The sequence below is a fragment of the Microbacterium oxydans genome (assembly GCF_000956405.1).
Classification (GTDB): domain Bacteria; phylum Actinomycetota; class Actinomycetes; order Actinomycetales; family Microbacteriaceae; genus Microbacterium; species Microbacterium oxydans_C.
Genome location: NZ_JYIV01000028.1, coordinates 287,038 through 305,135 on the forward strand (window position 1 = coordinate 287,038; position 18,098 = coordinate 305,135).

The window sequence follows — 18,098 nt, forward strand, 5'->3', positions numbered from 1 at the left end:
CGGCCTGCCGGGCATCGAACATCGGCGTTGCTCCGCGGGGGAACGCCGCTTCGGGCATAGCGTGGACCCATGGCACGAGTGGGGGGTCGCAACCTCGGGATGAGCTGGTTCGCCGGCATCGTGTGCGTCGGCATCATCGGCGTCCTCGTGTGGCTGTCGCTTCCGATGGTTCCCGTGCTCGCTCAGTTCGCCGGGGATGCTCTGCGCACCGCGCTTCCCTGAGGTCGAGTGAGCGCGGCCACCCGCGTGCATGCCGACACGCCGACACGTCGGCACGCCTCCGCGGGCGTCCGTTCGCGCGGAGGTACCCTCGCAATGCACGATTCCGATGAGAGGCGCACCCCATGAGTGACCCCGACGTTCCCCAGCCCGAGAAGCCGGCTGACGTTGACGACGTCGTCGGCAGTGCGAACGCGGGCCTGGACGCCGCCGCGGCCGCACGTGCGGATGTTCCCGGCTCCGCCGAGACCACGACGGAGGGCGCCGACACGAGGCCGGCTGCCGAGCCCGTCGACCCCGACCTCGCCGCTTTCGAAGCAGCTGAGCGTGAGCACCCCGGAACATTCGCCTCCCCGCCTCCGGCGGTGACCCCTGCGTCCTCTGCTCCGTCCTACGAGCGCCCCGATGAGGTCAGGAACCAGGCCGACGCCGAGACGACTTCCTTCTACCCGGAGCCGATCGTCGGCGAACCGGTGCCCTTCGGCCATGAGCAGTCCGGCATGGCGGGGGCTGCGTACGCCCAGTACGGCGATGAGGAGGACACGCGTGTCGTCCCCTCGGAGCCGGTGGTGGTCGCCGCCGCAGCCCAGCCGCAGCCCATCTTCGTCCAGGCTCCCGAGCCTCCCCGCGACCGGGGCAACCGCGGCACGGCGGGAGCGATCGGACTCCTCGCGACCTTGGTCTTCGCGGTGCTGTACCTCGGCGCATGGCTGGGCCTCGGCGCGATCGCCGGAGACGTGACCGGCGAGAACATCGGTCAGAGCGCCGTCGCCCCGCTGACCACCTGGGGGTTCTGGACTCCTGTCGTCGTCTTCTTCCTCGGGTTCTGGTTGCTCGGAGCGATCATCAACCGAGGTCGTTGGGGACTCTGGGTCGTCTTCGGCCTCATCGTCGGTGTCATCGCCTACGGGGGCCACATCCTCGGACAGCTCTTCGAAGCCCCGTTCTGGAAGCTCAGCTCGAGCCAGGGCGCCGACCTCATCGGCGAGCAGCTCCTCGCTCCGCTGGCCATCGCGGCCTTCGTGTTCGCCCGCGAGCTCACCATCTGGTTCGGAGCGTGGGTCGCCCGCAGCGGCGCCCGCAAGACGGAGCTGAACACCGAGGCGCAGCGCGAGTACGAGCGCACGCTCGAAGCCGGCCCGACGCTGGCGAGGTAATCACGAACTCCACCACGCCGAACCCCCGCGGGCCCGAGTCCGCGGGGGTTTCGGCCGTCTTGGCGGTGGTGCTCTCCACCATCGGCTTCTTCGCGCTCGCGGTCTTCGGGCTCGGAGCGCTGAGCGTCGCCACCGACACCGACATCATCGCGGTGCCGAACCTCGGGCAGGTGCCGGGGGTAGCCGGGATGATCGCCGCTGTCGCCTCCTTCGCCCTCGTCCTGTGGTCGACGCTGCGTCGGTCACAGCCCTCCTACGCGGCGACGATCGCGATCGCGCTGACGGCCGGTCTGGCCCACCTGATCGTGGTCTGGATCGCCGTGCTCATCGGCGACGGCAACCTGGTGCTCGCGACCGCGGTCGCCGGAGACCTGGTGCGTGGGGGAGCGAGTGCGGTCATCGTGCTGGCCGCACTGATCGCCGGATGGGGTGGCATCGCGCTGCGGCGTACCCGTGCGGAGCATCCGCGCTGGCCATGGGAGCGCGACGACGAGGAGTGATCGTCGAACGAGCGGTCGTCCGTCCGCGCCCCGCCGGACTGGGGAAATCGCGACGGTGAGGGGCGACGCGCCGTACGCTGGTGGGGTGGAGCGCTCATTGGAGACGCAGGTCGACCAGGCCGTCGAAGCCTGGTTGCGCTGGGTGCCGCGCTGGGAGCCGGCGACCCACCGTGGTCGTGTCGCGCCGTGCCGGCGGTGTCTCGGCTCCCCGATCCTCTCCGCCGCGGGCATCGGGGCGAACGTCCCGCACGGGGTCCAGCACGGCCTGTCGACCAGGATCAAGACCATCGTCGACCATGCCGTCGCGGAGTACACGGCGAGGAACCTGCCCATGTTGCAGCGTGAACTCGACCAGCAGGCCGCACGCAACCGCGCCCGCAGCTATCGCCCGGCGGAGGACCTCGACCCCGAGTTCGACGGCCTCCCGCTCGATCCAGAGCCCGTGCCGGGGGCCCCTTTCCTGTTCACCATCGCCGGACTCGCGGACGACTCGGCCGCGGAACTCCCTGCGCTGCCTCCCCTCACGGAAGAGGCCAAGATCGCGCTGCGCCAGGAGGTGGCCCTCGCCGATGAGTACGCGAATCTCGTCGGCCGCGAGATCTGCGGCATCCTGCTCCGGCATCGCATCTCGATCCAGGCCGCGGTCTCGCAGCACGTCGAGCCGCAGATCGAAGCGCTGCTGGCAGAACTCACCGAGTCGCTCGACTCGCCGTTCGACCCCGACCTGCCGTGACGTTCCGCCCCTGGCCGCGCCCACGTTCATTTGACCGCTACGTTACGCGGCATTACACTTGATCAGGTGTGTGCACGCCTCCGCGTGCGCGCTGGGCGCCGACACCTGTCGGTCTGCCCCCACGGCATACCCATCACACCAAAAGCTCGTCGGTTCCGGCGTGCCGGTGGGTCATGATGTGAAACCCATCACGCTGTCACCGTGCAGCACTATGAGGAGAGAACGTGCCAACCATTCAGCAGTTGGTTCGCAAGGGTCGCTCGCCCAAGGTCACCAAGACCAAGGCGCCGGCGCTCAAGTCGAACCCGCAGCAGGCCGGGGTCTGCACCCGCGTCTACACCACCACGCCGAAGAAGCCGAACTCGGCGATGCGCAAGGTCGCTCGTGTGAAGCTCCGCAACGGCACCGAGGTCACCGCGTACATCCCCGGTGAGGGCCACAACCTGCAGGAGCACTCGCTCGTGCTCGTGCGTGGCGGTCGTGTCAAGGACCTCCCCGGTGTGCGTTACAAGATCGTCCGTGGCGCCCTGGACACCCAGGCAGTCAAGAACCGTAAGCAGGCTCGTTCCCGCTACGGCGCGAAGAAGGGTTGAGTTAGATGCCTCGTAAGGGACCTGCCCCCAAGCGCCCCGTCGTCAACGACCCGGTATACGGCGCACCGATCGTCACCTCGCTGGTGAACAAGATCCTCGTCGACGGCAAGAAGTCGCTGGCCGAGTCGATCGTCTACGGCGCCCTCCGCGGCGTCGAGGCGAAGAACGGTCAGGACGCTGTCGCCACCCTGAAGAAGGCGCTCGACAACGTGCGCCCGACCCTCGAGGTCCGCAGCCGCCGCGTCGGTGGCTCGACCTACCAGGTGCCGGTCGAGGTCAAGCCTCACCGCGCCAACACGCTCGCACTGCGCTGGCTCGTGAGCTACGCGAAGGGCCGTCGTGAGAAGACGATGACCGAGCGTCTGCAGAACGAGATCCTCGACGCGTCGAACGGCCTGGGTGCCGCGGTCAAGCGCCGCGAGGACACGCACAAGATGGCCGAGTCGAACCGCGCGTTCGCTCACTACCGCTGGTAGACAGCTCCGCCGGTCCCTCGGCCACCCGCCGAGGGGCCGGCACCCCCTCTTCGCAGTACACCTGCTCCAAAAGATAAGGACACTCCTGTGGCACAAGACGTGCTCACGGACCTGAGCAAGGTCCGCAACATCGGCATCATGGCGCACATCGATGCCGGCAAGACCACGACGACCGAGCGCATCCTGTTCTACACGGGCGTCAACCACAAGCTCGGCGAGACGCACGATGGCGCCTCGACCACCGACTGGATGGAGCAGGAGAAGGAGCGCGGCATCACGATCACGTCTGCCGCCGTGACCTGCTACTGGAACAAGAACCAGATCAACATCATCGACACCCCCGGCCACGTGGACTTCACGGTCGAGGTGGAGCGTTCGCTCCGCGTGCTCGACGGTGCGGTCGCCGTGTTCGACGGCAAGGAGGGCGTCGAGCCCCAGTCCGAGACCGTCTGGCGCCAGGCCGACAAGTACAACGTCCCGCGCATCTGCTTCGTCAACAAGATGGACAAGCTCGGCGCCGACTTCTACTTCACGGTCGACACGATCATCAACCGTCTCGGTGCCAAGCCGCTCGTGATCCAGCTGCCCATCGGCGCGGAGAGCGACTTCATCGGTGTCGTCGACCTGATCGAGATGCGTGCACTGGTCTGGGCCGGAGACGCCAAGGGTGATGTCACCATGGGCGCCTCCTACGAGATCCAGGAGATCCCGGAGGACCTCAAGGAGAAGGCTGCGGAGTACCGTCAGCAGCTCCTCGAGACCGTCGCCGAGACCGACGACGCGCTGCTCGAGAAGTTCTTCGGTGGCGAGGAGCTCACGGTCGCCGAGATCAAGGGCGCGATCCGCAAGCTGACCGTCGCTTCGGAGATCTACCCGGTGCTCTGCGGTTCCGCGTTCAAGAACCGTGGCGTCCAGCCGATGCTCGACGCGGTCGTCGACTACCTCCCGAACCCGCTCGACGTGGGTTCGATCGAGGCGCACGACCCGAAGGACTACGACACGATCATCGAGCGTCACCCCGACGCCAACGACCCGTTCGCAGCACTCGCGTTCAAGGTCGCCGTGCACCCGTTCTTCGGTCGCCTCACCTACGTGCGCGTCTACTCGGGCCACCTCGACTCCGGTTCCGCGGTCGTCAACTCGACCAAGAACAAGAAGGAGCGCATCGGGAAGATCTTCCAGATGCACGCCAACAAGGAGATCCCGGTCCCCTCGGTCACCGCCGGCAACATCTACGCGGTCATCGGCCTGAAGGACACCACCACGGGTGACACGCTCACCGACCCGACGGCTCCGGTCGTGCTCGAGTCGATGACGTTCCCCGAGCCCGTCATCGAGGTCGCCATCGAGCCGAAGACCAAGGCCGACCAGGAGAAGCTGGGTGTCGCCATCCAGAAGCTCGCTGAGGAGGACCCGACCTTCCGCACGGAGCTCAACCCCGAGACCGGTCAGACGACCATCAAGGGCATGGGCGAGCTGCACCTCGACATCCTCGTCGACCGCATGAAGCGCGAGTTCAACGTCGAGGCCAACGTCGGCAAGCCGCAGGTGGCGTACCGCGAGACGATCCGCAAGACCGTCGAGAAGCACGACTACACCCACAAGAAGCAGACCGGTGGTTCTGGACAGTTCGCAAAGATCCAGTTCACCATCGAGCCGCTCGACCTCGACTCCGAGAAGACCTACGAGTTCGTGAACGCCGTCACCGGTGGTCGCATCCCTCGTGAGTACATCGGCTCGATCGACGCCGGTTTCCAGGACGCGATGAACGTCGGTGTGCTCGCGGGCTACCCGATGGTCGGCGTCAAGGCGACCATCGTCGATGGTGCTGCGCACGACGTCGACTCCTCGGAGATGGCGTTCAAGATCGCGGGCTCCATGGGCTTCAAGGAGGCCGCTCGCCGTGCCAACCCCGTGCTGCTCGAGCCGCTGATGGCCGTCGAGGTCCGTACTCCCGAGGAGTACATGGGCGACGTCATCGGTGACCTGAACTCGCGCCGTGGCCAGATCCAGTCGATGGAGGACGCCGCCGGCGTCAAGGTCGTCCGTGCTCAGGTCCCGCTGTCCGAGATGTTCGGCTACATCGGCGACCTGCGCTCGAAGACCTCGGGTCGTGCCGTCTACTCGATGGAGTTCCACAGCTACGCTGAGGTTCCCCGCGCAGTGGCCGACGAGATCGTCCAGAAGACCAAGGGCGAGTAATCGCTCTTCTGGGAGCCCCGGGGCGCTGATCACGTCGAAGCACCCGGGGTTCCCAGGCCACCTACAACTTCACATTCCCTCTCTACTAAACTGAGAACCTAACCCGTAGAGAACCGGTCGCAAACCAGTGCCCGGTCACCTCTACAACGACGTCCTGAGGAGGACCCAGTGGCTAAGGCCAAGTTCGAGCGGACCAAGCCGCACGTCAACATCGGAACGATCGGTCACGTCGACCACGGCAAGACCACGCTCTCCGCAGCGATCTCGAAGGTGCTTGCTGACAAGTACCCGTCCGACACCAACGTGCAGCGCGACTTCGCTTCCATCGACTCGGCGCCGGAAGAGCGCCAGCGTGGTATCACCATCAACATCTCGCACATCGAGTACGAGACCCCGAAGCGCCACTACGCGCACGTTGACGCTCCCGGCCACGCCGACTACGTCAAGAACATGATCACCGGTGCGGCTCAGATGGACGGCGCGATCCTCGTGGTCGCCGCCACCGACGGCCCGATGGCTCAGACGCGTGAGCACGTGCTGCTCGCCAAGCAGGTCGGCGTTCCGTACCTGCTGGTCGCGCTGAACAAGTCCGACATGGTCGACGACGAGGAGATCCTGGAGCTCGTCGAGCTCGAGGTCCGCGAGCTGCTCGCAGGCCAGGGCTTCGACGAGGACGCTCCTGTCGTCCGCGTCTCCGCTCTCAAGGCCCTCGAGGGCGACGAGAAGTGGACCCAGGCGATCCTGGACCTGATGCAGGCTGTCGACGACAGCGTTCCGGACCCGGAGCGTGACCGTGACAAGCCGTTCCTGATGCCCGTCGAGGACGTCTTCACGATCACCGGTCGTGGCACCGTCGTCACGGGTCGCGCCGAGCGTGGCACGCTGGCCATCAACTCCGAGGTCGAGATCGTCGGACTCCGTCCGACCGTCAAGACCACGGTCACGGGTATCGAGATGTTCCACAAGCAGCTCGACGAGGCCTGGGCCGGCGAGAACTGTGGTCTGCTGCTCCGCGGCACCAAGCGTGAGGACGTCGAGCGCGGTCAGGTCATCGTCAAGCCGGGTTCGGTCACGCCGCACACCGACTTCGAGGGCACCGCGTACATCCTGTCCAAGGACGAGGGTGGCCGTCACAACCCGTTCTACACGAACTACCGCCCGCAGTTCTACTTCCGCACCACCGACGTCACCGGCGTCATCTCGCTGCCCGAGGGCACCGAGATGGTCATGCCCGGCGACACCACCGACATGACGGTCGAGCTGATCCAGCCGATCGCCATGGAGGAGGGCCTCGGCTTCGCCATCCGTGAGGGTGGACGCACCGTCGGCGCCGGTACGGTCACGAAGATCATCAAGTAAGCATCTGCTTCCTCGCAAAGGGGTCGGACCTTCGGGTCCGGCCCCTTTGTCGTGCAACGGTGCGTCTCCGAGGGTTTCGTTTGTCCGGGTGGACATGCACAATGAGTGGGGTCGGCCCGATCGGCCGGCGGCTCACCTTCAGAAGGGGAATCACATGGGAATCGAAGACGCCGTGAACAAGGGCAAAGACCTGTACGAGCAGAACAAGGACAAGATCGCCGAGGCCGTCAAGAGCGAGCAGGCGGAGGACATCAGCGACAAGGTGCTCGACGGTGTCGCGGACTTCGCCAAGAAGATCGCTCCCGGCGCTGCGGACAAGATCGATGAGATCCGGGACAGCGCGGACAAGGCCGTCGGCAACGAGTAGGACGGACCGGAGGATCTGAGCGGCGGGCCACCAGTGGTGGACCGCCGCTCTTCTCTGCGCGTGTGCTCGGCGGGAAGCTCGGCATTCGCCTCGAAACGTCGTCGGATGTGGCGCATCCACAGTTGTATCGAGTAGGATCGACGAGACCGCCTGGGGATCTTGCGGTCGGGGAAGCCGAAGGGGTTCGGTTTCCCGAAGCACGCGGGGTTTCCGCGTACAAACTGGGGATAAGCGATCTTGGGGATCATCGTGCGACGCGCGCCATCACGGCGCCTGAGCGTCTCCCTGCCTGCGCGGCGGGTCTTCCGCCGCGCCCTCGGTCGAGGAGTTCGGCGTCCCTTCACGCCGGGCTACTCGCGTTCGGTGTGCCCCCTCGCACTGAACGCCCTCCCCAAGCGGGGCGAGGCATGGGGATGCCTCGCCCCGCTATCTTCCGCGATCTGACCTGTTTCGGCACCGTTGATCGGCGGGCTCGAGCGCCGCGACACGCCCGGGTTTGCGCAAGTGAAATCAGCCGTGGCAGAATAGACAGGTTCGATATTCCGTCGCCGCTGTGCGCGCGATGGATCACTGCCAGGGCAGTGCATAGACGGCGCCTCCTCCGGGACGGTGCAGGGTTCTAGGCCGCGGGTAGCAGAACACACCCCGACACCCCTCCATGTGAAGGGTTCCGCCGTGCGCGGTGGAAGGTCGGCATCCGGTCGCCTCACGGCGTCCGGCTGACAGAAGAACAGTGGTGCAGCAGATCGACTCGCAAGAGCCGTTCTCGTGCCGAGGCGCGAACAGCGCCGACGTGCGTCCAATGCCCCAGGGCCACCCGGTCCCGGACGGTAAGACGCTTAAAGAGAGAGAGCAGACAATGGCGGGACAGAAGATCCGCATTCGCCTGAAGTCGTATGACCACGAGGTCATCGACACGTCCGCACGCAAGATCGTCGACACCGTGACCCGTGCGGGCGCAACCGTCGTCGGCCCCGTGCCCCTTCCGACCGAGAAGAACGTCGTGTGCGTCATCCGGTCGCCGCACAAGTACAAGGACAGCCGCGAGCACTTCGAGATGCGCACCCACAAGCGTCTGATCGACATCGTCGACCCGACGCCCAAGGCCGTCGACTCGCTGATGCGTCTCGACCTGCCGGCCGATGTCAACATCGAGATCAAGCTCTGAGGTTCGACATGGCTGACATCAACTCCAAGGTTTCCAAGGGCATGCTGGGCACGAAGCTCGGCATGACCCAGGTGTGGAACGAGAGCGGCAAGCTCGTTCCCGTCACCGTCATCGAGCTGGCACCCAACGTGGTCACCCAGGTCCGCACGCCCGAGAAGGACGGCTACAACGCCGTGCAGATCGCGTACGGCCAGATCGACCCCCGCAAGGTGAACAAGCCGCTCTCCGCACACTTCGAGGCAGCCGGCGTCACGCCGCGTCGTCACGTCACCGAGATCCGCACCGCGGACGCCGGCGACTACAACCTGGGCCAGGAGCTCACGGTCGACGGCACCTTCGAGGCGGGCCAGCTCGTCGACGTCGTCGGCACGAGCAAGGGCAAGGGCTTCGCCGGTGTCATGAAGCGTCACAACTTCAAGGGCGTCTCGGCTTCGCACGGTGCACACCGCAACCACCGCAAGCCCGGCTCCATCGGCGCATCGTCGACCCCGAGCCGCGTCTTCAAGGGCATGCGCATGGCCGGCCGTATGGGTGGCGAGCGCGTGACCGTCCTCAACCTCACGGTGCACTCCATCGACATCGAGAAGGGACTCATGCTCGTCAAGGGCGCCGTCCCCGGTGCTCGTGGCCGCATCGTCTATGTCCGCAACGCAGTGAAGGGTGCCTGATCATGGCTGACTCCACTCTCGCGCTCGACGTCCTCAAGGCAGACGGCAAGAAGGCAGGCTCGATCGAGCTTCCCGCCGCGCTGTTCGACGCCAAGACGAACATCCCGCTCATCCACCAGGTCGTCGTCGCGCAGCTCGCGGCGGCTCGCCAGGGCACGCACTCGACCAAGCGTCGTGGCGAGGTCTCCGGTGCCGGCCGCAAGCCCTTCAAGCAGAAGGGCACGGGTAACGCCCGTCAGGGTTCCATCCGCGCGCCGCACATGACCGGTGGTGGCATCGTGCACGGCCCCAAGCCGCGCGACTACTCGCAGCGCACCCCCAAGAAGATGATCGCGGCCGCCCTGCTGGGCGCGCTCAGCGACCGCTTCCGCGGTGACCGTCTGCACGCGATCGACACCTTCGGCACCGACGGCGCGCCGTCGACCAAGGCTGCTGCGGGCTTCCTCGCCCAGGTCGCCACGTCGAAGAACGTGCTCGTGGTCATCGAGCGCGGCGACGAGCTCGCGCTCAAGAGCCTGCGCAACCTCGGCAACGTGCACCTGCTGTCGTTCGACCAGCTCAACGCCTACGACGTGCTCGTCTCCGACGACATCGTCTTCACCCAGGCCGCGCTCGAGGGCTTCATCGCCTCCAAGTCCGGCGCCAACCAGGAGGTCTCCGCATGAGCGAGCAGGCATCTGTTCTCCAGACGGCCCTGAACAAGGACCCGCGCGACATCATCCTGAAGCCGGTCGTGTCCGAGAAGAGCTACGGGCTCATCGATGAAGGCAAGTACACCTTCCTCGTCGACCCGCGCGCTTCGAAGACCGAGATCAAGCTCGCCATCGAGAAGATCTTCGGCGTCAAGGTCGCAGGGGTCAACACCCTCAACCGCGTCGGCAAGGCTCGCCGCACCCGCTTCGGCACCGGCAAGCGCAAGGACACCAAGCGCGCCATCGTCACCCTGAAGTCGGGCACCATCGACATCTTCACGGCAATCGGCTGATCCGGGGGATAAGGACAATAATGGCTATTCGCAAGTACAAGCCCACGACCCCGGGCCGTCGCGGCTCGTCGGTGGCTGACTTCGCCGAGATCACTCGATCGACGCCGGAGAAGTCGCTGCTGCGCCCGCTCTCGAAGACCGGTGGTCGCAACAACCAGGGCCGCATCACGACCCGTCACATCGGTGGTGGCCACAAGCGCCAGTACCGCGTCATCGACTTCCGTCGTAACGACAAGGACGGCGTCAACGCCAAGGTCGCTCACATCGAGTACGACCCCAACCGCACCGCGCGTATCGCGCTGCTGCACTACTTCGACGGTGAGAAGCGCTACATCCTCGCTCCGGCGAAGCTGAAGCAGGGCGACATCGTCGAGTCGGGTGCCGGGGCTGACATCAAGCCGGGAAACAACCTCCCGCTGAAGAACATCCCCACCGGTACCGTCATCCACGCGATCGAGCTCCGCCCCGGCGGCGGCGCGAAGATGGCACGTTCGGCCGGCGCGTCCGTCCGTCTCGTCGCCAAGGACGGCCCCTACGCCCAGCTGCGTCTGCCCTCGGGCGAGATCCGCAACGTCGATGCGCGCTGCCGCGCGACCATCGGCGAGGTGGGCAACGCCGAGCAGTCGAACATCAACTGGGGTAAGGCCGGCCGCATGCGCTGGAAGGGCGTCCGCCCGACCGTGCGTGGTGTCGCGATGAACCCGGTCGACCACCCGCACGGTGGTGGTGAGGGTAAGACCTCTGGTGGTCGTCACCCCGTCTCCCCTTGGGGTCAGGCTGAGGGTCGTACCCGTCACGCCAACAAGGAAAGCGACAAGTACATCGTGCGTCGTCGTAACGCCGGCAAGAAGCGTAAGTAGGAGTAAGAGAAGATGCCTCGCAGTCTTAAGAAGGGCCCCTTCGTCGACGATCACCTGCTTCGCAAGGTGGTCGTGCAGAACGAAGCCGGCACCAAGAACGTCATCAAGACCTGGTCCCGTCGGTCCATGATCATCCCGGCCATGCTGGGTCACACGATCGCGGTCCACGACGGACGCAAGCACATCCCTGTGTTCGTGTCCGAGACCATGGTCGGTCACAAGCTGGGCGAGTTCGCGCCCACCCGCACCTTCCGCGGCCACGAGAAGGACGACAAGAAGGGGCGGCGCCGCTAATGGTCGAATCGATCGCACGCGTGAAGCACATTCGCGTGACCCCTCAGAAGGCTCGTCGTGTCGTCGCGCTCATCAAGGGCAAGCAGGCACAGGAGGCTCTGGCGATCCTGAAGTTCGCTCAGCAGTCCGCCAGTGAGCCGATCTACAAGCTTGTCGCGTCGGCCATGGCCAACGCGCAGGTCAAGGCAGATCGCGACGGCGAGTTCCTCGACGAGAAGGACCTGTACGTGGCCAACGCGTACGTCGACGAGGGCACCACGCTCAAGCGTTTCCAGCCCCGTGCACAGGGTCGCGCTTTCCAGATCAAGAAGCGCACGAGCCACATCACGGTCGTGCTCTCGACGCCTGAGGTGGCTCCGGCCGCCGCGGGCGACAGCAACAAGAAGGCGAGCAAGTAATGGGACAGAAGGTAAACCCGTACGGCTTCCGTCTCGGCATCACGACGGACCACGTCTCGCGTTGGTTCTCTGACTCGACGAAGCCGGGTCAGCGCTACGCCGACTACGTGGCCGAGGACATCAAGATCCGCAACCTGCTCAAGACGCAGCTCGACCGCGCCGGTGTCTCGAACATCGAGATCGAGCGCACCCGTGACCGCGTCCGCGTCGACATCCACACCGCCCGTCCGGGCATCGTGATCGGTCGTCGTGGAGCCGAGGCCGAGCGCATCCGCGGCGACCTCGAGAAGCTCTCGGGCAAGCAGATCCAGCTGAACATCCTCGAGGTCAAGAACCCCGAGGCCGACGCTCAGCTCGTCGCACAGGGCATCGCCGAGCAGCTCTCTGCTCGTGTGGCGTTCCGTCGCGCGATGCGCAAGGGTCTGCAGGGCGCTCAGCGCGCCGGCGCCAAGGGCATCCGCATCCAGGTCTCCGGCCGTCTCGGCGGTGCTGAGATGAGCCGTTCGGAGTTCTACCGCGAGGGTCGTGTGCCGCTGCACACGCTCCGTGCGAACATCGACTACGGCTTCTACGAGGCGAAGACCACCTTCGGCCGCATCGGCGTGAAGGTCTGGATCTACAAGGGCGACCTGACCGCGAAGGAGCTCGCTCGCGAGCAGGCCAACGCACCCAAGGCTCGTCGTGACGACCGTGGTGGCGACCGCCGCCGTGCCCCGCGCAACGAGGCACCTGTCGCAGAAGGAGCGTCGGCATAATGCTCATCCCCCGTAAGGTCAAGTTCCGCAAGCAGCACCACCCGGGTCGCTCGGGTCAGGCCACCGGCGGCACGAAGGTCTCCTTCGGCGAGTTCGGCATCCAGGCCCTCACGCCCGCTTACGTGACGAACCGTCAGATCGAGTCCGCTCGTATCGCGATGACCCGTCACATCAAGCGTGGTGGAAAGGTGTGGATCAACATCTACCCCGACCGTCCGCTCACGAAGAAGCCTGCCGAGACCCGCATGGGTTCCGGTAAGGGTTCCCCCGAGTGGTGGGTCGCCAACGTCAAGCCGGGCCGTGTCCTCTTCGAGGTCGCGGGTGTCGACGAGGAGCTCGCTCGCGAAGCTCTGACCCGTGCAATTCACAAGCTGCCGCTCAAGGCACGCATCATCAAGCGCGAGGAGGGCGACGCGTAATGGCGATCGGCACCAAGGAGCTCGCTCCGGCAGAGCTCGACACATTCGAAGACCAGCGCCTCGTCGAGGAGCTGCGCAAGGCCAAGGAGGAGCTGTTCAACCTCCGTTTCCAGTCGGCCACCGGCCAGCTGGAGAGCCACGGCCGCATCCGCGCCGTCAAGCGCGACATCGCGCGCCTCTACACGGTGATCCGCGAGCGCGAGCTGGGCATCCGTGCGACGCCCGCTCCGGTCGAGGCTCCCGCGAAGAAGGCGACCAAGTCGAAGGCGAAGAAGGCGGACTCCGCCGACGACGCCGTGAAGGAAGAGGCTGAGTGATGGCCACCAAGAAGGAAGCCGCCGTCGAGGCTGAGCACGCTGCTCACGATGTGCGCGATGCGGATGCCCGTGGGTACCGCAAGTCGCGTCGTGGCTACGTCGTCAGCGACAAGATGGACAAGACCATCGTGGTCGAGGTCGAGGACCGCGTGAAGCACCCGCTTTACGGCAAGGTCATCCGCCGCACCTCGAAGGTCAAGGCGCACGATGAGGCGAACTCCGCCGGCATCGGCGACCTGGTCCTGATCAACGAGACCCGCCCGCTGAGCGCCACGAAGCGCTGGCGTCTGGTGGAGATTCTGGAGAAGGCCAAGTGATCCAGCAGGAATCCCGACTCAAGGTCGCCGACAACACCGGCGCCAAGGAGCTGCTCACCATCCGTGTCCTCGGTGGCTCGAAGCGTCGTTACGCCGGCCTCGGCGACACCATCGTCGCGACCGTCAAGGACGCGATCCCTGGTGGCAACGTCAAGAAGGGCGACGTCGTCAAGGCGGTCATCGTCCGCACCAAGAAGGAGGTCCGTCGTCCGGACGGCTCCTACATCAAGTTCGACGAGAACGCCGCAGTGATCCTGAAGAACGACGGGGAGCCCCGCGGCACCCGTATCTTCGGGCCGGTCGGTCGTGAGCTTCGCGACAAGAAGTTCATGAAGATCGTCTCGCTGGCGCCGGAGGTCATCTAATCATGGCGAAGATCAAGAAGGGTGACCTGGTTCAGGTCATCACCGGTGCCACGCAGGAGCGTGGCGGCGACCGTGGCAAGCAGGGCAAGGTCCTGGATGTCCTCGCCGACAAGAACCGCGTGATCGTCGAAGGCGTGAACTACGTCACCAAGCACACCCGCGTCGGCCAGACGCAGCGTGGCACCAAGACCGGAGGCATCGAGACCGTCGAAGCCTCCATCCACATCTCGAACGTCGCACTCGTCGACCCCTCGACCAAGAAGCCGACCAAGGTCGGCCACCGGGTCGAGGAGCAGACGAAGGACGGCGTGAAGCGCACCGTCCGTGTGCGCTACGCGAAGAAGAGCGGTAAGGACCTCTGATGAGCACCGACACTGCCGCGCCGGCTGGCAAGATCCAGCCGCGCCTGAAGCAGAAGTACAACACCGAGATCAAGAAGGCTCTGCAGGAAGAGTTCGGCTACGCGAACGTCATGCAGATCCCCGGACTGGTCAAGGTCGTCGTGAACACCGGTGTCGGCGAGGCAGCTCGCGACAGCAAGGTGATCGATGGCGCGGTCGACGATCTCACCAAGATCACCGGCCAGAAGCCGATCGTCACGAAGGCTCGCAAGTCCATCGCGCAGTTCAAGCTGCGCGAGGGACAGGCCATCGGCGCGCACGTCACCCTCCGTGGTGACCGCGCGTGGGAGTTCGTGGATCGCCTCGTCTCGCTCGCACTGCCCCGTATCCGCGACTTCCGCGGTCTCTCGGGCAAGCAGTTCGACGGCAACGGCAACTACACCTTCGGTCTCCAGGAGCAGAGCGTGTTCCACGAGATCGATCAGGACAAGATTGACCGGGTTCGCGGTTTCGACATCACCGTCGTCACCACCGCGAAGACGGATGACGAGGGCCGGGCACTGCTCCGCCACCTCGGCTTCCCGTTCCGCTCGGAAGACGCACAGGCGTAACACCCTCGACGGGCTCAGTGGTCTCGTGTCACTGAGCCCGTCGATGTGCACGTACAATTGAAAATTGCGTGTCATCGCAGGCCGTCTGTCGTGTAACGGCAGCCGGAACCTCATGAACAAAGGAAAACAACAATGACAATGACAGACCCGGTCGCAGATCTGCTGACCCGTCTGCGCAACGCGAACTCGGCGCACCACGATTCCGTGACCCTGCCGTCGAGCAAGCTCAAGACGCACATCGCTCAGATCCTCCAGCAGGAGGGCTACATCGCCGGCTGGGAGACCTCTGACGCCCGCGTCGGACAGAACCTCACGCTGACGCTGAAGTACGGTCCCAACCGTGAGCGCTCCATCGCTGGCATCAAGCGCGTCTCGAAGCCCGGTCTCCGCGTGTACGCGAAGTCGACCGAGCTCCCCACGGTCCTCGGCGGCCTTGGCGTGGCGATCCTGTCCACCTCCTCCGGTCTTCTCACCGACCGTCAGGCTGAGCAGAAGGGCGTGGGCGGAGAAGTTCTCGCCTACGTGTGGTAATTCGAAATGTCGCGTATTGGACGACTTCCCATCGACGTTCCTGCGGGCGTGACCGTTTCGGTCAACGGCCGTGAGGTCGCGGTGAAGGGCCCCAAGGGTGAGCTCACCCTCACGGTGGCCAGCCCCATCGAGGTCGCGGTCGAGGAGAACCAGGTTCTGGTCTCCCGTCCCGACGACGAGCGCGAGTCGCGGTCGCTTCACGGCCTGACCCGCACGCTCATCAACAACAACATCATCGGCGTGACCCAGGGCTACACCAAGGGTCTCGAGGTCGTCGGTACCGGTTACCGCGTGCAGCAGAAGGGCAGCTCGGTCGAGTTCGCCCTCGGCTTCTCGCACCCGGTCCTGATCGACCCGCCCGCCGGCATCACGCTCACGGTCGAGGGCACCACGAAGCTCACCGTCAGCGGGATCGACAAGCAGGCTGTCGGCGAGGCAGCTGCCAACATCCGCAAGATCCGCAAGCCCGAGCCGTACAAGGGCAAGGGTGTGCGCTACGCCGGCGAGAACGTGCGTCGCAAGGCCGGAAAGAGTGGTAAGTAACCATGGCTCTCAAGTCAAAGTCTGACGCCCGCGCGCGTCGTCACGCCCGCCTTCGCAAGAAGGTCGTCGGCACCGAGGCGCGTCCGCGTCTCGTCGTCAACCGCTCGGCCCGCCACGTCTTCGTGCAGCTGGTCGACGACAGCAAGGGTCACACCGTTGCGTCGGCTTCGACGCTCGAGACCGACCTGCGCTCGCTCGAGGGTGACAAGACCGCCAAGGCCCGCAAGGTCGGCGAGCTCCTCGCCGAGCGTGCGAAGGCTGCCGGCGTTTCCGAGGCAGTGTTCGACCGTGGCGGCAACCGCTACGCCGGTCGTGTCGCCGCCATCGCCGACGGCGCCCGCGAGGGGGGTCTGGCACTGTGAGTGACAACAAGGAGAACGAAGTGACCGAAGCGGCTGCTGCCACTTCCGAGACGGCTGCCGGCACCACGCAGGCCGAGCCGGCTCGCGACTCGCGTGACGGCCGCCGCGGCGGCCGTGGCGACCGCAACCAGGGTGGCGGTCGTGACCGCAACTCGCGTGACCGCGGCGACAACCAGTTCCTGGAGCGCGTCGTCACCATCAACCGCGTCTCGAAGGTCGTGAAGGGTGGTCGTCGCTTCAGCTTCACCGCCCTCGTGGTCGTCGGTGACGGCAACGGTCTGGTCGGCGTCGGCTACGGCAAGGCCCGCGAGGTCCCCCTGGCGATCTCGAAGGGTGTCGAAGAGGCCAAGCGCAACTTCTTCCGCGTTCCGCGCGTCGGCAGCACCATCCCGCACCCCGTGCAGGGTGAGGCCGCCGCTGGCGTGGTCCTGCTCCGTCCGGCCGCTGCCGGTACCGGTGTTATCGCCGGTGGTCCGGTCCGCGCCGTGCTCGAGTGCGCCGGAATCCACGACGTGCTGTCGAAGTCGCTCGGCTCGTCGAACACGATCAACATCGTGCACGCGACGGTCACCGCCCTGAAGCAGCTCGAGGAGCCTCGTGCGGTCGCCGCGCGTCGTGGCCTCGAGTTCGACCAGGTTGCCCCTGCGCGTCTCGTGCGCGCCGAGGCCGACGCCATCGCCGCACAGAAGGTAGGTGCCTGATGGCCGCGCGACTGAAGGTCACGCAGATCAAGTCCAAGGTGAGCGAGAAGCAGAACCAGCGCGACACGCTGCGCAGCCTCGGTCTGAAGCGGATCGGTGACACCACCGTCCGCCCCGACGACGCGCAGACGCGCGGTTACGTCAAGACCGTCGCCCACCTCGTCAAGGTTGAGGAGATCGACTAATGGCCGAGAAGAACGAGGCCGTCGAGGCTGAGAAGGCCCCGAAGAAGGCTGCTGCCCCCAAGGCTGCCGCCGACAAGAAGCCGGCTGCGAAGAAGGCTCCGGCCAAGACCGCTGCCGCTGACGCCAAGGCAGAGGGTGCCGCCAAGAAGCCTGCCGCCAAGAAGGCGACGCCGGCGAAGGATGCTCCGGCTTCCCGTCCCGGCGTTCTGAAGGTGCACCACCTGCGTCCCGTCCCCGGATCCAACACCGCCAAGACTCGCGTCGGCCGCGGTGAGGGCTCCAAGGGTAAGACCGCTGGTCGTGGAACCAAGGGCACCAAGGCGCGCAACACCGTTCGCGTCGGCTTCGAGGGTGGGCAGATGCCGCTGCACATGCGCACCCCGAAGCTGCGCGGGTTCAAGAACCCGTTCCGCGTGGAGTACCAGGTCGTGAACCTGGAGAAGCTCGCGGAGCTGTACCCGAAGGGTGGCGACGTCACCGTCGGCGACCTGGTCGCCAAGGGTGCCGTTCGCAAGAACGAGAAGGTCAAGGTTCTCGGAAACGGCGATATCGCCGTGAAGCTCACCGTTTCGGTCGACAAGGTCTCGGGTTCTGCCGAGCAGAAGATCGTCGCGGCTGGCGGATCCGTCAAGTAACCGCACAGCAAGAGGGGCCGGAGATTCTCCGGCCCCT

Annotated in this window: 29 protein-coding genes; all 29 read left to right on the forward strand. The window is 65.8% G+C overall.

The window, feature by feature from the left end; genetic code table 11:
- Positions 1–69: 69 nt before the first annotated feature.
- The 29 genes from RN51_RS18595 to rplO all read left to right on the forward strand — a co-directional run bounded on the left by RN51_RS18595 (position 70) and on the right by rplO (position 18,061).
- On the forward strand, positions 70–222 hold the full coding sequence (locus RN51_RS18595; protein WP_197073262.1) for a hypothetical protein: 153 nt from the start codon (positions 70–72) through the stop codon (positions 220–222).
- Positions 223–344: 122 nt separating this feature from the next.
- Positions 345–1,376 carry a hypothetical protein gene (locus RN51_RS13920; RefSeq protein ID WP_045264636.1) on the forward strand — a complete coding sequence of 344 codons (1,032 nt, stop codon included), beginning with the start codon at positions 345–347 and terminating at the stop codon, positions 1,374–1,376.
- 68 nt (positions 1,377–1,444) lie between these two features.
- Entirely contained in the window at positions 1,445–1,876 is a 432-nt protein-coding gene (locus tag RN51_RS13925) for a hypothetical protein (protein ID WP_052674739.1), read from the forward strand.
- An 85-nt stretch (positions 1,877–1,961) separates the two neighbouring features.
- Positions 1,962–2,609, forward strand: a complete 648-nt coding sequence (locus RN51_RS13930) for a hypothetical protein (protein ID WP_045264637.1) — start codon at positions 1,962–1,964, stop codon at positions 2,607–2,609.
- 224 nt (positions 2,610–2,833) lie between these two features.
- Complete coding sequence (gene rpsL, locus RN51_RS13935) at positions 2,834–3,202, forward strand: 30S ribosomal protein S12 (protein ID WP_017201609.1); 369 nt, start codon at positions 2,834–2,836, stop codon at positions 3,200–3,202.
- Positions 3,203–3,207: 5 nt separating this feature from the next.
- The gene (gene rpsG / locus RN51_RS13940) at positions 3,208–3,678 is read left to right on the forward strand and encodes a 30S ribosomal protein S7 (protein ID WP_017201608.1); all 471 of its coding nucleotides are present in this window, start codon (positions 3,208–3,210) and stop codon (positions 3,676–3,678) included.
- A gap of 87 nt (positions 3,679–3,765) precedes the next feature.
- Positions 3,766–5,880: an elongation factor G gene (gene fusA, locus RN51_RS13945; RefSeq protein WP_021201125.1), complete on the forward strand. Its 2,115-nt coding sequence runs from the start codon at positions 3,766–3,768 to the stop codon at positions 5,878–5,880.
- Between the two features lie 168 nt (positions 5,881–6,048).
- Positions 6,049–7,239, forward strand: a complete 1,191-nt coding sequence (gene tuf, locus RN51_RS13950) for an elongation factor Tu (protein WP_017829210.1) — start codon at positions 6,049–6,051, stop codon at positions 7,237–7,239.
- Between the two features lie 154 nt (positions 7,240–7,393).
- Positions 7,394–7,606, forward strand: a complete 213-nt coding sequence (locus RN51_RS13955; protein WP_045264638.1) for a hypothetical protein — start codon at positions 7,394–7,396, stop codon at positions 7,604–7,606.
- 859 nt (positions 7,607–8,465) lie between these two features.
- On the forward strand, positions 8,466–8,774 hold the full coding sequence (gene rpsJ / locus RN51_RS13960) for a 30S ribosomal protein S10 (RefSeq protein ID WP_017201594.1): 309 nt from the start codon (positions 8,466–8,468) through the stop codon (positions 8,772–8,774).
- Between the two features lie 8 nt (positions 8,775–8,782).
- Positions 8,783–9,442, forward strand: coding sequence for a 50S ribosomal protein L3 (gene rplC, locus RN51_RS13965; protein WP_045264639.1), 660 nt, complete (start codon positions 8,783–8,785; stop codon positions 9,440–9,442).
- Between the two features lie 2 nt (positions 9,443–9,444).
- Complete coding sequence (gene rplD / locus RN51_RS13970; RefSeq protein WP_045264640.1) at positions 9,445–10,107, forward strand: 50S ribosomal protein L4; 663 nt, start codon at positions 9,445–9,447, stop codon at positions 10,105–10,107.
- Entirely contained in the window at positions 10,104–10,427 is a 324-nt protein-coding gene (rplW, locus tag RN51_RS13975) for a 50S ribosomal protein L23 (protein WP_017829206.1), read from the forward strand. Before rplD ends, rplW begins: the two co-directional genes overlap by 4 nt.
- Positions 10,428–10,447: 20 nt before the next feature.
- On the forward strand, positions 10,448–11,287 hold the full coding sequence (gene rplB, locus RN51_RS13980; RefSeq protein ID WP_017201590.1) for a 50S ribosomal protein L2: 840 nt from the start codon (positions 10,448–10,450) through the stop codon (positions 11,285–11,287).
- A 12-nt stretch (positions 11,288–11,299) separates the two neighbouring features.
- Complete coding sequence (gene rpsS / locus RN51_RS13985) at positions 11,300–11,581, forward strand: 30S ribosomal protein S19 (RefSeq protein ID WP_017829205.1); 282 nt, start codon at positions 11,300–11,302, stop codon at positions 11,579–11,581.
- Positions 11,581–11,979, forward strand: a complete 399-nt coding sequence (gene rplV, locus RN51_RS13990) for a 50S ribosomal protein L22 (RefSeq protein ID WP_045264641.1) — start codon at positions 11,581–11,583, stop codon at positions 11,977–11,979. Before rpsS ends, rplV begins: the two co-directional genes overlap by 1 nt.
- Positions 11,979–12,734, forward strand: a complete 756-nt coding sequence (gene rpsC, locus RN51_RS13995; protein ID WP_017201587.1) for a 30S ribosomal protein S3 — start codon at positions 11,979–11,981, stop codon at positions 12,732–12,734. The genes rplV and rpsC overlap by 1 nt, the downstream gene beginning before the upstream one ends.
- Positions 12,734–13,153 (forward strand): 50S ribosomal protein L16, encoded by a 420-nt coding sequence (gene rplP, locus RN51_RS14000; RefSeq protein WP_045264642.1) that lies wholly within the window; start codon positions 12,734–12,736, stop codon positions 13,151–13,153. Before rpsC ends, rplP begins: the two co-directional genes overlap by 1 nt.
- Positions 13,153–13,470, forward strand: a complete 318-nt coding sequence (gene rpmC, locus RN51_RS18815) for a 50S ribosomal protein L29 (protein ID WP_017829202.1) — start codon at positions 13,153–13,155, stop codon at positions 13,468–13,470. The genes rplP and rpmC overlap by 1 nt, the downstream gene beginning before the upstream one ends.
- Positions 13,470–13,787 carry a 30S ribosomal protein S17 gene (gene rpsQ, locus RN51_RS14010; RefSeq protein WP_045264643.1) on the forward strand — a complete coding sequence of 106 codons (318 nt, stop codon included), beginning with the start codon at positions 13,470–13,472 and terminating at the stop codon, positions 13,785–13,787. Before rpmC ends, rpsQ begins: the two co-directional genes overlap by 1 nt.
- Positions 13,784–14,152: a 50S ribosomal protein L14 gene (rplN, locus tag RN51_RS14015; protein WP_017201583.1), complete on the forward strand. Its 369-nt coding sequence runs from the start codon at positions 13,784–13,786 to the stop codon at positions 14,150–14,152. Before rpsQ ends, rplN begins: the two co-directional genes overlap by 4 nt.
- A gap of 2 nt (positions 14,153–14,154) precedes the next feature.
- Complete coding sequence (rplX, locus tag RN51_RS14020; RefSeq protein ID WP_045264644.1) at positions 14,155–14,514, forward strand: 50S ribosomal protein L24; 360 nt, start codon at positions 14,155–14,157, stop codon at positions 14,512–14,514.
- Positions 14,514–15,104 carry a 50S ribosomal protein L5 gene (rplE, locus tag RN51_RS14025; RefSeq protein ID WP_045264645.1) on the forward strand — a complete coding sequence of 197 codons (591 nt, stop codon included), beginning with the start codon at positions 14,514–14,516 and terminating at the stop codon, positions 15,102–15,104. Before rplX ends, rplE begins: the two co-directional genes overlap by 1 nt.
- Positions 15,105–15,236: 132 nt before the next feature.
- A complete protein-coding gene (gene rpsH, locus RN51_RS14030) occupies positions 15,237–15,635 on the forward strand; it encodes a 30S ribosomal protein S8 (protein WP_021201117.1) in 399 nt (132 codons plus the stop codon).
- A 6-nt stretch (positions 15,636–15,641) separates the two neighbouring features.
- On the forward strand, positions 15,642–16,178 hold the full coding sequence (gene rplF / locus RN51_RS14035; RefSeq protein ID WP_045264646.1) for a 50S ribosomal protein L6: 537 nt from the start codon (positions 15,642–15,644) through the stop codon (positions 16,176–16,178).
- Between the two features lie 2 nt (positions 16,179–16,180).
- On the forward strand, positions 16,181–16,540 hold the full coding sequence (gene rplR / locus RN51_RS14040; protein ID WP_017201578.1) for a 50S ribosomal protein L18: 360 nt from the start codon (positions 16,181–16,183) through the stop codon (positions 16,538–16,540).
- Positions 16,541–16,560: 20 nt separating this feature from the next.
- Positions 16,561–17,241, forward strand: coding sequence for a 30S ribosomal protein S5 (gene rpsE, locus RN51_RS14045; protein WP_269430495.1), 681 nt, complete (start codon positions 16,561–16,563; stop codon positions 17,239–17,241).
- On the forward strand, positions 17,241–17,426 hold the full coding sequence (gene rpmD, locus RN51_RS14050) for a 50S ribosomal protein L30 (protein WP_017201575.1): 186 nt from the start codon (positions 17,241–17,243) through the stop codon (positions 17,424–17,426). The genes rpsE and rpmD overlap by 1 nt, the downstream gene beginning before the upstream one ends.
- A complete protein-coding gene (rplO, locus tag RN51_RS14055; protein ID WP_052674730.1) occupies positions 17,426–18,061 on the forward strand; it encodes a 50S ribosomal protein L15 in 636 nt (211 codons plus the stop codon). The genes rpmD and rplO overlap by 1 nt, the downstream gene beginning before the upstream one ends.
- Positions 18,062–18,098: the final 37 nt, after the last annotated feature.

Coding starts and splice junctions, on each gene's coding strand:
- RN51_RS18595 (WP_197073262.1), top strand. CDS start 70: ATGGCACGAGTGGGGGGTCGCAACCTCGGGATGAGCTGGTTCGCCGGC.
- RN51_RS13920 (WP_045264636.1), top strand. CDS start 345: ATGAGTGACCCCGACGTTCCCCAGCCCGAGAAGCCGGCTGACGTTGAC.
- rpsG (WP_017201608.1), top strand. CDS start 3,208: ATGCCTCGTAAGGGACCTGCCCCCAAGCGCCCCGTCGTCAACGACCCG.
- RN51_RS13955 (WP_045264638.1), top strand. CDS start 7,394: ATGGGAATCGAAGACGCCGTGAACAAGGGCAAAGACCTGTACGAGCAG.
- rpsJ (WP_017201594.1), top strand. CDS start 8,466: ATGGCGGGACAGAAGATCCGCATTCGCCTGAAGTCGTATGACCACGAG.
- rplC (WP_045264639.1), top strand. CDS start 8,783: ATGGCTGACATCAACTCCAAGGTTTCCAAGGGCATGCTGGGCACGAAG.
- rplD (WP_045264640.1), top strand. CDS start 9,445: ATGGCTGACTCCACTCTCGCGCTCGACGTCCTCAAGGCAGACGGCAAG.
- rplW (WP_017829206.1), top strand. CDS start 10,104: ATGAGCGAGCAGGCATCTGTTCTCCAGACGGCCCTGAACAAGGACCCG.
- rplB (WP_017201590.1), top strand. CDS start 10,448: ATGGCTATTCGCAAGTACAAGCCCACGACCCCGGGCCGTCGCGGCTCG.
- rpsS (WP_017829205.1), top strand. CDS start 11,300: ATGCCTCGCAGTCTTAAGAAGGGCCCCTTCGTCGACGATCACCTGCTT.
- rplV (WP_045264641.1), top strand. CDS start 11,581: ATGGTCGAATCGATCGCACGCGTGAAGCACATTCGCGTGACCCCTCAG.
- rpsC (WP_017201587.1), top strand. CDS start 11,979: ATGGGACAGAAGGTAAACCCGTACGGCTTCCGTCTCGGCATCACGACG.
- rplP (WP_045264642.1), top strand. CDS start 12,734: ATGCTCATCCCCCGTAAGGTCAAGTTCCGCAAGCAGCACCACCCGGGT.
- rpmC (WP_017829202.1), top strand. CDS start 13,153: ATGGCGATCGGCACCAAGGAGCTCGCTCCGGCAGAGCTCGACACATTC.
- rpsQ (WP_045264643.1), top strand. CDS start 13,470: ATGGCCACCAAGAAGGAAGCCGCCGTCGAGGCTGAGCACGCTGCTCAC.
- rplX (WP_045264644.1), top strand. CDS start 14,155: ATGGCGAAGATCAAGAAGGGTGACCTGGTTCAGGTCATCACCGGTGCC.
- rplE (WP_045264645.1), top strand. CDS start 14,514: ATGAGCACCGACACTGCCGCGCCGGCTGGCAAGATCCAGCCGCGCCTG.
- rpsH (WP_021201117.1), top strand. CDS start 15,237: ATGACAATGACAGACCCGGTCGCAGATCTGCTGACCCGTCTGCGCAAC.
- rplF (WP_045264646.1), top strand. CDS start 15,642: ATGTCGCGTATTGGACGACTTCCCATCGACGTTCCTGCGGGCGTGACC.
- rplR (WP_017201578.1), top strand. CDS start 16,181: ATGGCTCTCAAGTCAAAGTCTGACGCCCGCGCGCGTCGTCACGCCCGC.
- rpmD (WP_017201575.1), top strand. CDS start 17,241: ATGGCCGCGCGACTGAAGGTCACGCAGATCAAGTCCAAGGTGAGCGAG.
- rplO (WP_052674730.1), top strand. CDS start 17,426: ATGGCCGAGAAGAACGAGGCCGTCGAGGCTGAGAAGGCCCCGAAGAAG.